This window comes from Cryptocyanus atlanticus LEGE 06306 (assembly GCF_056633155.1).
This window is the reverse complement of record NZ_JBSJOZ010000001.1, coordinates 54310-70139: the sequence shown is the minus strand read 5'-3', so window position 1 is coordinate 70139 and position 15830 is coordinate 54310. Positions and strand designations below refer to the sequence as shown.

Below are 15830 nucleotides of genomic sequence, written 5' to 3'. Positions count from 1 at the left end.
GTGACCCACTTCCCGGGCGGCCGCTCCGAGTTCCTCGAGAGCCTCAACGACTGTCTGCCCGTCTGGGCCGGGGCCTGCCCGGACCGCCTGGCCTTCGAGTTCATCGCTCCCGCCGGAGGAACCAGCCAGACGATCAGCTATGGAGCCCTGCAGCGGCGGGTTCAGGCCACGGCTGGGGGCCTCCAGGAACGGTTGCCGGCGGGCGAGCGGCTGCTGCTGATGTTCCCGGCCGGCCTCGATTTTCTCGTCGCCCTGCTCGGCTGTTTCCAGGCCGGCCTGATCGCCGTTCCGGTGGTCACCCCCCACCACCGACGCAGCCTGCCGCGCCTGCTGGCGATCCAGCGGGACTGTTCCTCGTCCCACATCCTCACCACGGCGGACACCCTGGGGCGGCGCGTCGATCTGTTCTCCGATCCCGGTGCCCCGATCCAGTGGCTGACCATCGAGGACCTCGGCTCCGGCGGTGACAGCTGGCGGCCCCGGCGGCCCCCCGGCGACGTGGCCTTCATTCAATACACCTCCGGCTCCACCGGTGAGCCCAAGGGGGTGATCCTCAGCCATCGGAACCTGATCGCGAATCTCGACCTGATCGCCGCCAGCCGTGCGGGGCAGGTGCGGGAGCCTCTGGTCTGCTGGTTGCCGGCCTTTCATGACTGGGGCCTGATCGGCTTCCTGCTGAATGCCCTCTATTCCGGTGCTCCCTGCACCTTCATGGATCCGATCTCCTTCCTGGAGCGTCCGGTCCGCTGGCTGGAGGCGATCAGCCGGACCGGTGCCCAGTTCAGTGGGGGGCCGAACTTCGCCTATCAGCGCTGCATCGAGCGCATCCCGGTCGAGCAGCGCGGGTCCCTGGATCTTTCCCGCTGGGGCGCTGCCCTGGTCGGCGCTGAACCGATCCATGCGGAGACCCTCGCCCAGTTCGCCGAGGCCTTCGAGCCGGCCGGCTTCCGGGCCGAGTCATTTGTTCCCTGCTATGGGCTGGCCGAGAGCACCCTCTGGGTGTCGGGCAGCCTCTCGGGCCGGGCGCCCACCGTGCTCAGCCTCAGCGACGCGGCGCTTGGCCGCAACCGGGTCATGCTGCCGGGGCCCGGTGAATCCTCGAGAACCCTGGTGGGCTGTGGGGCACCGGTGGCCGGCCATGGGGTCAGCATCGTGGATCCGGAGACGGGGAGCCCCCGCCCCCTGGGACGGATCGGCGAAATCTGGGTGCGCGGTCCCAGCGTCGCCCAGGGGTACTGGCGGGACCCCGTGCTGACGGCGGCCAGCTTCGAGGCGCGCCTGAACGGCAGCGAGGAGGGGCCGTTCCTGCGCACCGGGGATCTGGGCTTTCTCTGGTCCGATCAGGTGTTCGTGACCGGGCGTCTCAAGGACCTGATCATCATCGCCGGCCGCAATGTCTACCCCCAGGACATCGAGCGCAGCGTCGCCGTGTGTCATCCCGATCTCAGGCGTGGCCACACGGCCGCCTTCAGCATTTCCTCCGGTCGTGAGGAGCACCTGGTGGTGATTCAGGAGGTGGCGCTTGGCCGTCGTCCCGACCTGAGTCAGCTGATCGGGGCGATCCAGCGGACGGTGATGCAAGCCCATGGTCTCTCTGCCGCAGCGATCCTGCTGGTGCGGCCCGGGGCGATCCCGATGACCTCCAGTGGAAAGGTCCGGCGGAGGGCCTGCCGCGAGCAGGCCCTCGCCGGAGCGATCGCTCCCCTGGCCGGCTGGGAGAATTCCGGCCTCGGGCTGATCGGCGCCGCTTCGCGCTAGCTCCCTGGGCCGTCCGCCAGCGTCTGCCGCCATGGTCGAATCCGTGCAGCCGGGTCCCGTCGGGACCAACCTGGAGCGGGCCGCCGCCGAGGGCCATGCCTGGGAGGCGGAGGCGGTGCTGGCCGCCCTGGGCAGCGACGGCGAGCAGGGTCTGGGGGAGGCGGAATCGGCTCGGCGCCTGCGACGCTTCGGCCCGAACCTGCTGAGCGGACGACGGCAGCGGCCGCTCTGGTGGCGCTTTCTGGGCCAGTTCCACGACCCCCTCCTCTATGCCCTGCTGATCACCGGTGCGATCAAGGCCCTGATCCATTCGCTCAGCGAAGCCCTGGTGATCTGGAGCGTGACCTTGATCAATGCCGTGATCGGCTTTGTCCAGGAGAACAAGGCCGAAACCGCCATTGCCGCTCTGGCCAGCTCTGTGCGCACCGACGCTGAGGTGATCCGCGAGGGCCACCGGCGCTTGATTCCCTCCCAGGACCTGGTGGTGGGGGACCTGGTCCGCCTGGAGGCGGGTGCCCGGATCCCCGCCGATCTGAGGTTGCTGGCCGCCCGTAACGTCCAGGTCGATGAGTCGGCGCTCACTGGGGAATCCCTGCCGGCGCAGAAGACCGCGGCCCCTGTCGGGCCGGAGGCGCCCCTGGCGGAGCGGAGCGACATGGCCTATGCGGGCAGCTTCGTCACCGCCGGTCTGGGCTGCGGCGTGGTGGTGGCGAGCGGTAATGGCACCGAGGTGGGGCGGATCTCCGGCCTGCTGCGGCAGCCCTCGGCGCTCACCACCCCGCTGACCCGCACGATCCGGCGGTTCAGCCGCACCCTGCTGCAGCTGATCCTGGTGCTGGCCGGACTCACCTTCGCCGTCGGCCTGATCCGGGGCCGGGGGGCGGCGGAGATGTTCGACGGGGCTGTGGCCCTGGCCGTGGGGGCCATTCCCGAGGAACTGCCGGCGATCGTGACCATCACCCTGGCGATCGGGGTGGGCCGCATGGCGCGGCGGAACGCGATCATCCGCAAGCTTCCCGCCGTGGAGGCCCTGGGCAGCACCACCGTGATCTGCTCCGACAAGACCGGCACCCTCACCCAGAACCGGATGACGGTGCGGGAGATCTACGCCGGGGGCAGCCTGGTGGCCATCGAGGAGCTCTGGCCCACCCGCCGGAGTGGCTCCGATCCCCTGGCCCACAACCTGGCTCTGCAGGAAACCCTGCTCACGGGCCTGCTCTGCAACGACGCCCGCCTCGATCCAACGGGGGATCTGGTCGGCGATCCCACCGAAGCCGCCCTGCTGGTGGCGGCCGAGGCCGCCGGCCTCGATCGGGGCCATGCCCTGGATCGGCACCCCCGCCGGGATGCGATCCCGTTCGCCTCCGAGCACCAGTACATGGCCACCCTGCACGGCAGCCGCCGCATCCTCGTCAAGGGGTCCGTGGAGGCGGTGCTGCCCCGCTGCCGGCAGCAGCTCGACCGGAACGGAGCCACGCGTCCCCTGGATGGGGCGGCCGTGGCGGCGGCCACGGCCGCCATGGCGGGCCGGGGGCTGCGGGTCCTGGCCTTCGCCATGGGCAGCGCCCCGGCCGATCAGTCCGACCTGGATCACCACCACATCGCCGGCGGACTCGATTTCCTCGGCCTGCAGGGGATGCTCGACCCCCCCCGGCCGGAGGCGAAGCGGGCCGTGGCCGCCTGCCATCGGGCGGGGATCCGCGTGGCGATGATCACCGGCGACCACCTGGACACGGCCCTGGCGATCGCCCGGCAGATCGATCTCTCCGGCCGGGGCGACGCCGTGGTGGGCCTGGAGGGCCGCGAGCTGGCCGGGATGACCCCGGATGCCCTGGCCGCCTGCGTGGATCGTGTCGACGTGTTCGCCCGGGTGGCCCCCACCCAGAAGCTGGACCTGGTGCGCGCCCTGCAGGCCCGGGGGGCGGTGGTGGCCATGACCGGCGACGGCGTCAACGACGCACCGGCCCTGCGGCAGGCCGACATCGGCATCGCCATGGGCCGTGGGGGCACTGAGGTGGCCCGCCAGGCGGCCGACATGCTGCTCACCGACGATGACTTCGCCTCGATCGAGGCGGCGGTGGAGGAGGGGCGAGGGGTCTACCTGAACCTGCGCAAGACCCTGGCCTTCGTGCTGCCCGTCAATGGCGGTGCCTCGATCACGATCCTGCTGGCGGCGGTGCTGGGGCTGCCGCTGCCGGTCACCGCCCTGCAGGTGCTTTGGCTCAACATGGTCAGTTCGCTGACCATGTCGGTGCCGCTGGCGTTCGAGCCCAAGCCGGCGGGGCTGATGGCGCAGCCGCCGCGCCCCCCCGGCCAGCCGCTGCTCACCACGGGGCTTCTCCGGCGGGTGCTGCTGGTTTCGGTGTTCAACTGGGCGCTGGTCTTCTCCGTCTTCCTCGGCGGCACGGCCCTCGGCGCCGACCTGGAACTGGCCCGCACCATGGCGGTGCAGGCCCTGGTGCTCTCCCAGGCGGTGTATCTGGTGAGCATCAGCCAGGTGGGGCAAGACCTTCGCCGCCTCGGCAGCGGTGGCGGGCGGGCGATCCTCCGGGCTCCGGCCCTCCTGCTGGGCGTGGGCGGCGCCCTGCTGCTCCAGCTCCTGTTCAGCCAGGCACCCTGGATGAACACCTTCTTTGAGACGGCCCCGCTGGGCCTGCGAGAGTGGCTGGTCTGCGCCCTGCCGATGCTGGCGATGCTGCCGGTGTCGCTGCTGGGACAGCGGCTTGATCCCACCAGCGGGGCCTCCCGCTCCTGAGCACCCCTGTGACCAGCCAAGCCCTGCTGGCCTGCCTCGTCTTCGCCGCCGTCCTGCTGGTCACCGCCTTCGGTCTGAGCCATCTCACCGAGGCGGCCCTGCTGGGCGCCGCCCTGCTGGTCGTCAGCGGGGTGATGCCCATGGCTCAGGCGGTGGAGAGCGTCGGCGCGGCCCAGGGCACCCTCACGCTGCTGTTCGGGATGATGGTGGTGGTGCGGGCCCTGGAGACCACCGGCGTGTTCGCCGTGCTGGCCCATCGCCTGCTGGTGCTGGCCCGCGGGGAGGGACGGCGCCTCCTGCTTGCCCTGGTGGGCCTCACCACCCTGATCGGTGCCTGGCTGCCCAACGCCACCACCGTGCTGCTGCTGGGGCCCCTGCTGCCGCCCTTGGCCCGGGAACTGGCCCTTGACCCCCGGCCCCTGCTCATTCTGCTGGTGCTCACGGCCAACAGCAGCGGTCTGCTCACCGTGATCGGCGATCCGGCCACCTTCATCGTCGCCCACGGCATCGGCGTGGGGTTCGGCCGCTACCTGGTGGAGATCGCCGGGGGCGGGCTGCTGGTGCTGGCGGTTCTGCTGCCCACCCTGCCCTGGTTGTATCGCGACCTCTGGCGGGCCCGGTTTCCCCGCCACGTGGCGCCGCCGCCGCCGCTGCACCATCGCCCCACCCTGGGGCTGCTGCTCCTCATGGTGGCGGTGATGCTGGGCCTGTTCATCGTCGGCGATCAGCTGCCGGTGCCCCTCGCTCCCGATGCGGTCGCCCTGCTGGGGGCGGCGATCAGCCTCACGATCGTGCGCACCAGCCGTCTGCTGCCGGTTGACCGGCTGCTCTCCGATCTCGACTGGTCGACGCTGATCTACTTCATGGCGGTGTTCGTGCTGATCGGGGCCCTGGAGCGCACCGGGGTGCTGGGGGAGGTGGCCGCGGGGCTCGCCGGCCTGGTGGGCGGGGATCTGTTCCGCTCCAGCCTGCTGCTGCTGCTCAGCACTGCCCTGCTCTCGGCGGTGGTGCCCAACATCCCACTGCTGGCGGCCCTGACGCCCCTGTTGCTGGAAACCTGCCAGCAGATGGGCTTCCCCGCTCCCCCGGTCCCTCTGTTCGCGGCCCTGATGCTGGGGGGCACGCTGGGGGGGAACGCCACCTTGATCGGAGCCTCAGCCAACCTGGTGGCCGCCGGCATTGCCCGCCATGAGGGGGTGGCGATCAGTTTCCGGGGCTGGCTGCGCACCAGCTTGCCCACGGTGGCGCTGCAGCTGCTGGTGGCTGCCCTCTGGCTGCGCCTGCAGGTCTGAGGCGGCAGGTTTGGGCGATCATCGTTCGTTAACTGAGAGATAGGCAATGCAACTTCACGGGGCCCCCAGCCCCCGCATCACGGCACTTAATGTTTGCCATCCCTGCCTCCCCTACGCCAGGCCAGCTCCAGCCCCGGCCCGATTCCAGCCTGAAGTCCCTGCTGATCCCCGGCGGATTCGTTCGGGTCGTCTCGCCCCTCCCCCTTTCCGTTCTTCACCCCGATGACCGTCGTTGCCGCTGAGACGGCCTCCCTGACCGCCAGCCTCCTCCGAACGGCCTGGTGGATTCCCCTCTATCCCCTGGTGGGGGCCACCTGCTCGCTGTTCTGGGCCCCCGGGCTGATCTGGCGCTCGGGGCCGAGGCCCGCCGGGTACCTCAATCTGCTGTTCAACCTGGTGGCTTTTCTGCACAGCCTGCTGGCCTGGATCGCCTACGACGGGGTTCCGATCACCACCCGCTGGACCTGGCTTTCCACCGCCGGGCTGACCATCCACTTCGACGGCACCATCAACAGCCCGGTGCTGATCGCCATGACGATCATCTGCGGAGTGCATGTGCTCGCTCAGGTCTACGCGATCGGCTACCTGGAGATGGACTGGGGCTGGCCCCGATTCTTCGGTTGCCTGAGTGTGTTTGAAGCCGGTCTGTGTGCGCTTGTGCTCACGGATTCGCTCTTTTTCGCCTATGTGGTTCTGGAACTTCTCACCCTCGGCACCTACCTGATCGTGGGTACCTGGTTCAACCAGTCCCTGGTGGTGAAGGGCGCCCGGGATGCCTTCCTCACCAAGCGGGTGGGCGACCTGATCCTGCTGGCTGGCCTGATCGCCCTGCTGCCGGTGGCGGGTAGCTGGAACATCGACACCCTCAATGCCTGGGCGCAAACGGCTACCCCCGGCCCGGTGCTCACGCTGATTCTGCTGGCCCTGATCGCCGGCCCCATGGGCAAGTGCGCCCAGATCCCCCTTCACCTCTGGCTGGATGAGGCGATGGAGGGGCCGATCCCCTCCACCGTGCTGCGCAACTCCGTGGTGGTGGTGGGTGGGGCCTGGGTGCTGCTCCGGATCGAACCGCTCCTGGCGGTCAGCCCGATCGTGATGGGGGTGCTGGTGATCGTGGGGGGCACCACCGCCCTGGTGGCCGCCCTGATCGCCCTGGCCCAGATCGACATCAAGCGGGCGATCTCCTTCCTGGTCAGCAGCTGGCTCGGTCTGCTCTTCCTCGCCGTGGGGGCCGGCGCCACCGATTCCGCCTGGCAGATGCTGCTGATCTACCCCCTGCCGATGGCCCTGATCCTGCTGGCGGTGGGCACGGTGGTGGTCAGCAACGTCACCCAGGACCTCACCCAGCTGGGTGGTCTCTGGTCCAGGCGACCGCTGATGGGCCTGGCGTTCCTGACCGGAGCCGGAGGGCTCGTGGCTCTGCCGCCCCTGGGGGGCTTCGGCGCCCTGTCCTCCCTGGCCAATGGGCTCGGCGCCAGCCAGGCCCCGGCCCTGCTCACCGCGATCGTGCTGATCACCAACACCCTGATCACCGCCGCGCTGGGTCGGATCTTCGGCCTCATCTGGGGGGGGCGCCCCAGCGTCTTCACCCAGCGCTCCCCCGAGGTGCTCTGGCTGATGGTGGTGCCCACCTTCCTCTGCGCAGGCCTGGTGCTTCACCTGCCGATCCTGCTGGCCCAGGCCGGGCTGGGGGCCCGCTGGGGGGCGATGGGGGTTCCGCTGCTGGCCTCCACCCTGGTGGGTCTAGGGGCCGCCGTCCTGCTCTACCTGCTGCCGTCCACGGCGGCCTCCGCCCATGCCCGCGCTGAGTCGATCGGACAGCCGGTGCTGCCGGCCTCCTTCTCCGGGCTGCAGGAGTGGCTGGCCTCCGATCTGCACACCGAAACCCTCTATCGGCGCACGGTGGTGGGGCTGGTGGTGATCCTGGCCACCGCCAGCAACTGGTGCGAACGCTGGCTGGTCGACGGGTTCAGCACCCGCAGCGGGCTGCTCTCCCTGGAGGGTGCCCGGCGCCTCAGCTTCAGCACCTCCGGCCGGGTCCAGTGGTACGCCCTGACGGTGGTCTTCGGGGTGGTGCTGATGGGTCTGTGGATCCTCACCCGCCGTCCCGGCACCGTTCTGATCTTCTGAAGGAGACCTTCCGATGCTGCTCCTGCTTCTGCTGCTGCTGCCTCTGCCGGCCCTGCTGGTTTTCACCCTGCTGCCGGCCGGCAGTCCCTGGCCCCGCCGTGGTGCCGCCCTGATCTGCGCCTCCCAGCTGCTGCTCACCCTCTGGCTGGCCCTCCATCCGGTGGCGGAGTTGCATCGGGCCTGGCTGCCCCAGCTTGGCCTGGATCTCCATCTGGGCCTCGATGGCCTCAGTCTGCCCCTGGTGGGTCTCACCGCCCTGATCACCCTGCTGTCCGTGGGGGAGAGCTCTCCGGCCCAGCCGCGGGCCCGGCTCTTCTATGCCCTGCTGCTGGCCACCGACCTGGGCCTGATGGGTGCGTTCCTGGCCCGCAATGCCCTGCTGTTCGTGATCGCCTTCGAGATCACCCTGATCCCCACCACCCTGTTGCTGGCGATCTGGGGCGGACCCAGCCGCTCCACCGCCGCCATCCGCTACGTGATGTACGGGGCGGCCTCCGGCATCGCCCTGCTGGCGGGGGTGCTGGCGATGGGGCTGCTCAACGCCAATGGCTTCAGCTTCGCCTACGACGCCCTGGCCCTGGCCCGTCTGCCGGAGGGCTCCGAGCGCTGGATCCTGGCCCTGCTGCTTCTCGCCTTTGGCCTGAAGATGCCCGTGATCCCCCTGCACGGCTGGCAGCCCCTGGCCTACAGCCAGGCTTCCACCCCGGTGGCGATGCAGCTCAGCGGAGTGGTCTCCAAGCTCGGCGCCTACGGCCTGCTCCGCTTTGCCGTCGGGATGCTGGGGGACACCTGGGCCGCCTGGGCCCCGGCCATCGCCCTGCTCGGCATGGCCTCGGCCCTCTACGGCGCCCTCAACGCCATCGCCCAGACGGACATGCGCCGCCTGGTGGCCTACAGCTCCCTGGGTCACATGGGCCTGCTGATGCTCGCCCTTTCGGCCGCCTCCCCGCTGAGCCTGCAGGGGGCGATGGCCCAGATCCTGGCCCACGGCCTGATCACCTCCCTGCTGTTCTGCCTGGTGGGGATGATCGAGACCCGCACGGGCACCAGCGAGATCGCCGACCTCTCCGGTCTGCTCAACCCCTGCCGGGGACTGCCCTTCACCCTGGGCCTCTTTCTGCTGGCCCTGATGGCCTCGGCCGGGGTGCCGGGCCAGGCCGGTTTCGTGGCCGAGATGGTGATCTACCAGGGCAGCTTCACCCTCTACCCGATCCCCACCCTGGGCTGCCTGCTGGCCTCCGGTCTCACCGCCGTGTATGCCGTGCGGCTGTTCAACCGGGTGGGATTCGGGCGCCTCGACAACAGCCGTGCTGACTACAGCAGCACCAGTTGGCAGGAGCGGGTGCCGGCGCTGAGTCTCTCGCTGCTGGTCATCGTGGCCGGGCTCTGGCCGAATGCCCTGCTCGGCTGGAGTGAAACCGAAACCCGTGCCCTGGCCCTGACCCATCCGTCCCCATCGGTTCTGGTGGCCTCCCTGCCCGCCGCAGCCCCCGCCCCCCTGGAGCTCTCCTGACATGACGGCCACCACCACCACGTTCCAGGCCCTGCCCCCTTCCACCCACCCTTTCGCCGAGGTGGTGGAGCGGCTGGAGGCCGGCGGCTCGATGCTGCCCGACACGCCCGAAAACCTGATGCAGATCATCGGCATCTACAAGGCCTATGCCGTGCCGATGGACTTCTACTGGCGCGATCTTCTCTACATCGCCGAGCAGGTGTTCCTCAATCCGCTGCCGGCCTTCAAGTATTTCCCCAGCCAGGAGTATCTCGATCGCCCCAATTCCTATCAGGGGGATCAGGCCGATCTGCGGATCTGGCGCGGGGAGGCTTCGGCCCACCCCGAGCTGCTGGAGTTCATGGCCAAGGGGGAGACAGGCAAGCTGCCGAAGCTGCTCCATCACCTCTGGCACGACCGGATCAATATGGAATTCGCCGAAGCCTGCATGGATGCCATGCTCTGGCACCAGGGCATGGGCGGCCGCTTCAACGACTATCTCGACAGCGCGGTGTACCGGGAGAACGCCGATCGTGCCATCAAGGCTTACTTCAGGGGCAATCCTCTGATGCTCGGCCTGTACAAGCTGTTTCCAGAAATGCTCTTGGAGCAGGTGAAGAAGCTCTCCTACGTGGCCAATCTGGGCCTGTTCTGGGAGGTGATGGCGCCGGTTTTCTTCGAGATGAGCGACATCTACGACGAGGGTGGCTTCACGGGTGTTCCCGCCGCCATGGATTTCCTGGTCAACGGCATCTTCGCGGTGGCGGGCCGGCCGATTTACCACCACGTCTTCATCCGGGGGGAGTGCTTCGAGATCATCCCGAAATCAGAGGGCTTCACCTGGCTCTACGAGGCCGCCCTTCCCTATGTGGAGGCGGTGTTCTACCGCACGGCGCCGTTCCGCGGCACCAAGAGCTACAACGCCCAGGCCGGCCAGGTTCCCGCCGATCAGGCCGACTTCCACTACGGCATCCTTTATGCGGATGTGTTCCCGGTGGGTTCAGCAGGAATTCCCCCCACCCTGCTGATGCAGGACATGCTGCACTTCCTGCCCCCCTATCTCACCGAGCTCTACCTGCAGCACAAGCGTGGCGAGGACGACATCCTGGTGCAGCTGGGCATCACCTTCCAGCGCTCCATGTACAACGTCACCTCGGCGGTGATCCAGGCCCTGCGCGCCGCCCTGCTGTTCCCGCTCGATGATCCCGATCCGGAGCATCTCAAGGCGAACCGGGCCTTCTTTGAGGCCCAGCTGGATCGCTTCGTTCGCCCGGAAGCTCGCCTCCGGGATGTCCAGACCCAGGACTACCGCTAGAGACCCCCACCCATGGCCAACATCATCGAAACCGCCAAGGGCGCCGGTCTGTTCTCCACCCTGCTCACGGCCGTCGAGGTGGCGGGCCTCACCGGTGCCCTTGAAAGCCCCGGCCCGTTCACCGTCTTCGCTCCGGTGGATGACGCCTTCGCCGCCCTGCCGCCGGGCACCGTGCAGACCCTGGTGCAGAACCCGCCCCAGCTGGCGCGCATTCTCAAGTTCCATGTGCTCTCCGGGGCCTTCAGCCGCAGCGACCTGATCGATCAGCCCAGCTGGGAGAGCCTGGAGGGAGCCTCGATCCCGATCCGCTGCGCCGACCCCTTCGAGGTCAAGAACGCCTCGGTGGTGTCGGCCGACATTGTCTGCGACAACGGCATCGTGCACGTGATCAACCGGGTGATGCTGCCCGGCTGAGCCGGGCAGGCTGGCAAGCGGCCGCGGCCGGGAGCGCTCAGAGCCGGAAACCCACCAGGGTCACCACCCGGACCCCCTGCCCGTGCAGGGCCCGGCGCAACAACGGTGCCGAACGGTTGTGGAGCAGGGCTTCCCAGGGGCGCCGTGTCACCAGCACCGGCAGCACCACGGTGCAGAACGGGGTCGACTCCGGGCGATGGGCCTGCTCGAACTGGATCACGAAGCGACGGACCGGATCCACCAGCGACCGGTAGGGAGACGGGAGGACCACCAGGGGCACCTGGGGCAGTTGACGGTCCCAGCGGCTTTGGAGCTCCTCCAGCGAGCCGGCAGGCCCCCGTCCCAGATCCACGTGCACCGCCACCAGCTCGCCGGCGATGCTGCGTCCGTAGCGGAGTGCCGCCAGGCTGGCCTGGTGAAGGCCGTCCACCACGACCACCACCGCCGATCCCCCCGCCGCCGGAGCAGCCGGCAGGGCGAGACGTCCGGACTCCCGCAGGGCCAGCCTCGCCATCACCCGCCGGTAATGGCGGCTGATGGCGAGGAAGATCAGCACCAGCAGGGGGATGGCCAGCAGCACCATCCAGGCCCCTTCCTGGAATTTGCTGGTCAGCAGCACGCCGAACACGAGGCCGGTGGCGGTGGCGCCGAGCCCATTGATCAGGGCCGAGCACCGCCAGCCCGGGCTTCGCTGCCGGCCCCAGTGCAGCACCATGCCCAGCTGCGACAGGGTGAAGCTGAGGAACACTCCGAGGGCATAGAGGGGAATCAAGCGACCCACCGTGCCGCCGAAGGCCAGCAGCAGCAGGGCGGCGATGCCGCTGAGCAAGGCGATGCCGTTGCTGAACACCAGCCGGTCCCCCAGCAGGGCCAGCTGGCGGGGAGCGAAGCCATCGCGAGCCAGGAAGGCCGCCAGCCGCGGGAAATCGGCATAGGCCGTGTTCGCCGCCAGCAGCAGGATCAGCAGGGTGGCGAGCTGGAGCACCAGCAGGGGAGGGCCGGACCCGAAGATCCGTTCTCCCAACTGATAGAGCAGGGTGGGGCCGGTCTCGGTGGGCACGATCGCCAGCCGACTGGCCAGCAGGCTGATGCCGCCGAACAGGGCCGCCAGCAGCAGGGCCATCACCCCGAGCACCTGACGGGCGTGGCGCCACTCCACCGGCTGGAAGACCATCACGCTGTCGCTGATGGCCTCGATGCCGGTGAGGGCGGCGCAGCCGGCGCTGAACGCCCGCATCAGCAGCAGGGGTCCGATCACCTCGAGGGCGGGGGGCACTGGAGCTGATCCCACCCCATCCGCCATCGCCGCCGGGCTCAGGCCACCGCCGGCCAGCTGGATCAGCCCCGTTGCCACCAGGGAGAGCATCACCGCCAGGAAGAGATAGGTGGGCAGGCTGAGCAGCCGGGCACTGGCACGCACGCCCCGCAGGTTGATCAGCAGCAGCAGGGCCAGCGCCGTCAGGCAGAGCGGCAGGCGGACGGCATCCAGAGCCGGCAGATAGGAGGTGATGGCCGCCACTCCGGCCGCCACGCTGACGGCCACGGTGAGGGCGTAGTCGGTGGAGAGGGCGGCGGCGGCGACCAGCCCGGCCCAGCGGTTCAGGTTCTCGCTGGCGACCCTGTAGGAGCCACCCCCCCGGGGGTAGGCCCGGATCGTCTGCTGGTAGCTGAGGGTCACCAGGACCATCAGTCCCAGGATCAGACCCGTGATCGGCAGGGTGAAAGCGAGGGCCCCGGCGCCGGCGAGGGCCAGGACCACCACGATCTCCTGGGTGGCGTAGGCCACCGAGGAGAGGGCGTCCGAACTGAGCACCGCCAGGGCTTCAGGGCGGCTGAGCCGTTCCTGGCCGCCGGCGGCGGTGGGCAGGGGGGGACCGATCAGCCACTGTCGGGGATGGAGCTCCATGGAGCCGTGGTCGGAACCGCTGCTCGCTCAGTGTGACGGCCGGACTGGGGCTCAGAGGGCGATGGTTCCGGTTTCCGCCGTGCGGATCCGCACCGCCGATTCGACATTGGTGACGAAGATCTTGCCGTCGCCGATCTCACCGGTGCGGGAAGGGCCGGCGATGGCCTCGATCGCGGCGTCCACCTTGTCGTCGTCGACCACCACCTCGACCTTCACCTTGGTGATGAATTCGACGGTGAATTCGGCGCCCCGGTAGCGCTCCACCTGCCCTTTCTGACGACCGAAGCCACGGCAGTCGGTGATGGTCATGCCGATGATCCCGGCATCGACCAGGGCTGTTTTCACATCATCGAGCTTGACCGGGCGGATGATCGCTTCAACCTTTTTCATTGTCTTGAGTCAGGGATGATGGAGGATCTGGAGGGTGGAACGGGGCATGGAGCATCACCCCGAACCGGCAACTAGCGGATCCTGAGGCCCGAGCTCAGCCCTCCATGTAGCCGATGCGACCGATCGCCGGGATCCATCCGCTGACCTCGGCCATCATGGGGGCCTTCCAGCCGGTCAACCTGGGTGAGCGCAGCTCCGGTGCCCTTCCGCCAGGCGGCGCGCTACTGGTTTGTACTGGGTCTGATCAGTTTCGGCGGACCGGCCGGCCAGGTGGCGCTGATGCACAGCGAGGTGGTGGCGCGGCGCGGCTGGCTGTCGGAGCGGCGTTTCCTCCATGCCCTCAATTACGCCATGGTGCTGCCGGGGCCGGAGGCCCAGCAACTGGCCACCTATATCGGTTGGTTGATGCACGGGCTGCCGGGGGGGCTGGTGGCGGGCAGCCTGTTCATCCTGCCCTCGTTGCTGCTGCTCATCGCCCTCAGCGCCGTCTACGCGGTCTGGGGGCAGCTCCCCCTGCTGGCCGCCGTGTTCTGGGCGCTCAAGCCCGCCGTGACGGCGATCGTGATGCAGGCCGCCTGGCGGCTGGGCCAGCGGGTGCTCCACAACGGCGCCCTGGCGGCCGTGGCGGTGCTCGCCTTCCTCGGCCTGACGCTGGCCCGGCTGCCGTTCCCCGTCCTGATCGGCGTGGCCGCCCTGGTCGGCTGGATCGGTGGCCGCGTGCGACCGCACCTGTTCCGTCCCAGGCCGGCCGCCAACGCCCCCTCCAACCCCACGGCCCCCGCCAACTCCCCTGCTCTGGCCCCACCCGGTGGTTCCCGTCCCGCGCCCACCGGTGCGCCAGCGCCGATCGGACCCCTGCACGGCGACGACACCCCCACTCCCGCCCATGCCCGGTTCAGCCGCCGCCGGCTGGCCCTGACGTTGATCGCCTCGGTCCTGGCCCTGGCCGTGCCGCTGGCGATCCTGAGCGCCTGGGGCGGCTGGGACGGTCTGCTGGCGACGATGGCCCGCTTCTTCACCCGGGTGGCCTTACTCAGCTTTGGGGGCGCCTACGCGGTTCTGCCCTACGTGGCCCAGGGGGCGGTCGAACTCCAGGGCTGGCTCAGCGCCGACCAGATGATTGACGGGCTCGCCCTGGGTGAAACCACCCCAGGCCCCCTGATCATGGTGGTGACGTTCGTGGGGTTCATGGGTGGCTGGAACGGCTCCGGCAGCCTGCTGCTGGGCACCGTGGCCGCGGTGACGGTGACCTGGTTCACCTTTCTGCCCTCCTTCCTGTTCATCCTGGCCGGCGGCCCGCTGGTGGAGGCCAGCCGCGAGAACCTGCGGCTGGGTGCCCCGCTCACGGCGATCACCGCCGCCGTGGTGGGGGTGATCGCCAACCTGGCCGTGTTCTTCGCCGGGCATGTGCTCTGGCCCGCCGGCCCCACCCCCGGTCTGGGCAGCGGCATCGATCTGGCCGCCCTGGCGGTGATGCTGGCCTCCGGCTGGGCGCTGATTCGCTGGGGCTGGCCGGTGCTGCGGCTGATCGGGGTAGCGGCACTGCTGGGGGGGCTCCGGCTGCTGCTGGCCGGCGGCACCCGGCCGATCTGAGGGCCCTCAGCCGATCTGGGAAAGGAACTGACGGCTGCGCTCGTGCTGCGGGTTGGTGAAGAACTCGGCGGGCGGGGCCACCTCCACGATCTGCCCCTCCGCCATCAGCACCACGCGGTGGGCCACCTTGCGGGCGAAGCCCACCTCGTGGGTCACCACCACCATGGTCATGCCATCGGCGGCCAGGCTCTGCATCACATCGAGCACCTCCCCCACCATCTCCGGATCGAGGGCACTGGTGGGTTCGTCGAACAGCAGGATGCGGGGGTCCATGCAGAGGGAGCGGGCGATCGCCACCCGCTGCTGCTGGCCGCCGGAGAGCTGGCCGGGATACTTGCTCGCCTGTTCGGCGATGCCGACCCGATCCAGCAGGGCCATCGCCTCGCGCTCCACCTCCTGGCGGCGGCGGCGGCGGACCAGCACTGGTGCCAGGGTGAGGTTCTCCAGCACGGTGAGGTGCGGGAAGAGGTTGAACTGCTGGAAGACCATGCCGGTTTCGCAGCGGATCGCGTCGATCTGGCGCAGGTCGTTGGAGAGGGCGATCCCGTCCACCCGGATCGAGCCCTCCTGGAAGTCCTCGAGGGCGTTGAAGGTGCGGATGAACGTGCTCTTGCCCGAGCCCGAGGGCCCCATGATCACCACCACCTCCCCCTTCGCCACCTGCAGATCCACACCCCGAAGGGCATGGAAGCCGTTGGGATACCACTTCTGGACGCCGGCTGCCTCGATCATCCAGGGGCCTGCTCCCCGGGAGGCGGTGCTGGCGGAGGCGGAGGCGGTCATCG

The 15830-nt window shown here is 69.4% G+C and carries 11 protein-coding genes; 8 read left to right on the top strand and 3 right to left on the bottom strand.

Features of this window, described 5'->3' with window-relative positions:
- The 7 genes from ACWJI7_RS00305 (at nt 1) to ACWJI7_RS00275 (ending at nt 11156) form a co-directional block, all read left to right on the top strand.
- Nucleotides 1-1758: a fatty acyl-AMP ligase gene (locus tag ACWJI7_RS00305; RefSeq protein WP_479934333.1), complete on the top strand. Its 1758-nt coding sequence runs from the start codon at nt 1-3 to the stop codon at nt 1756-1758.
- Between the two features lie 70 nt (nt 1759-1828).
- Nucleotides 1829-4513: a cation-translocating P-type ATPase gene (locus ACWJI7_RS00300; protein ID WP_479935105.1), complete on the top strand. Its 2685-nt coding sequence runs from the start codon at nt 1829-1831 to the stop codon at nt 4511-4513.
- Between the two features lie 8 nt (nt 4514-4521).
- Nucleotides 4522-5805 carry an ArsB/NhaD family transporter gene (locus ACWJI7_RS00295; protein ID WP_479934332.1) on the top strand — a complete coding sequence of 428 codons (1284 nt, stop codon included), beginning with the start codon at nt 4522-4524 and terminating at the stop codon, nt 5803-5805.
- A gap of 222 nt (nt 5806-6027) precedes the next feature.
- A complete protein-coding gene (locus tag ACWJI7_RS00290) occupies nt 6028-7935 on the top strand; it encodes an NAD(P)H-quinone oxidoreductase subunit F (RefSeq protein WP_479934330.1) in 1908 nt (635 codons plus the stop codon).
- Nucleotides 7936-7948: 13 nt separating this feature from the next.
- Complete coding sequence (locus ACWJI7_RS00285) at nt 7949-9448, top strand: complex I subunit 4 family protein (RefSeq protein ID WP_479934329.1); 1500 nt, start codon at nt 7949-7951, stop codon at nt 9446-9448.
- Nucleotide 9449: 1 nt separating this feature from the next.
- Nucleotides 9450-10742, top strand: a complete 1293-nt coding sequence (locus ACWJI7_RS00280) for a CO2 hydration protein (RefSeq protein ID WP_479934328.1) — start codon at nt 9450-9452, stop codon at nt 10740-10742.
- A gap of 12 nt (nt 10743-10754) precedes the next feature.
- On the top strand, nt 10755-11156 hold the full coding sequence (locus ACWJI7_RS00275; RefSeq protein ID WP_479934327.1) for a fasciclin domain-containing protein: 402 nt from the start codon (nt 10755-10757) through the stop codon (nt 11154-11156).
- Nucleotides 11157-11193: 37 nt separating this feature from the next.
- Here the strand turns inward: ACWJI7_RS00275 and ACWJI7_RS00270 are convergent, their stop codons facing one another.
- Nucleotides 11194-13062 (bottom strand): APC family permease, encoded by a 1869-nt coding sequence (locus tag ACWJI7_RS00270; protein ID WP_479934326.1) that lies wholly within the window; start codon nt 13060-13062, stop codon nt 11194-11196.
- 51 nt (nt 13063-13113) lie between these two features.
- Entirely contained in the window at nt 13114-13452 is a 339-nt protein-coding gene (locus tag ACWJI7_RS00265; protein ID WP_479934324.1) for a P-II family nitrogen regulator, read from the bottom strand.
- Nucleotides 13453-13635: 183 nt separating this feature from the next.
- Between ACWJI7_RS00265 and ACWJI7_RS00260 the strand changes: the two genes are divergently transcribed.
- A complete protein-coding gene (locus tag ACWJI7_RS00260) occupies nt 13636-15045 on the top strand; it encodes a chromate transporter (RefSeq protein ID WP_479934322.1) in 1410 nt (469 codons plus the stop codon).
- A gap of 6 nt (nt 15046-15051) precedes the next feature.
- On the opposite strand, the gene ACWJI7_RS00255 is transcribed toward ACWJI7_RS00260, so the two are convergent.
- The gene (locus tag ACWJI7_RS00255) at nt 15052-15828 is read right to left on the bottom strand and encodes an amino acid ABC transporter ATP-binding protein (RefSeq protein ID WP_479934320.1); all 777 of its coding nucleotides are present in this window, start codon (nt 15826-15828) and stop codon (nt 15052-15054) included.
- Nucleotides 15829-15830: the final 2 nt, after the last annotated feature.

Excerpts from the sequence above, each read along its gene's own strand:
- ACWJI7_RS00280 (WP_479934328.1), top strand. The coding sequence starts at position 9,450 with ATGACGGCCACCACCACCACGTTCCAGGCCCTGCCCCCTTCCACCCAC.
- ACWJI7_RS00285 (WP_479934329.1), top strand. The coding sequence starts at position 7,949 with ATGCTGCTCCTGCTTCTGCTGCTGCTGCCTCTGCCGGCCCTGCTGGTT.
- ACWJI7_RS00275 (WP_479934327.1), top strand. The coding sequence starts at position 10,755 with ATGGCCAACATCATCGAAACCGCCAAGGGCGCCGGTCTGTTCTCCACC.
- ACWJI7_RS00270 (WP_479934326.1), bottom strand. The coding sequence starts at position 13,062 with ATGGAGCTCCATCCCCGACAGTGGCTGATCGGTCCCCCCCTGCCCACC.
- ACWJI7_RS00265 (WP_479934324.1), bottom strand. The coding sequence starts at position 13,452 with ATGAAAAAGGTTGAAGCGATCATCCGCCCGGTCAAGCTCGATGATGTG.
- ACWJI7_RS00290 (WP_479934330.1), top strand. The coding sequence starts at position 6,028 with ATGACCGTCGTTGCCGCTGAGACGGCCTCCCTGACCGCCAGCCTCCTC.
- ACWJI7_RS00255 (WP_479934320.1), bottom strand. The coding sequence starts at position 15,828 with ATGACCGCCTCCGCCTCCGCCAGCACCGCCTCCCGGGGAGCAGGCCCC.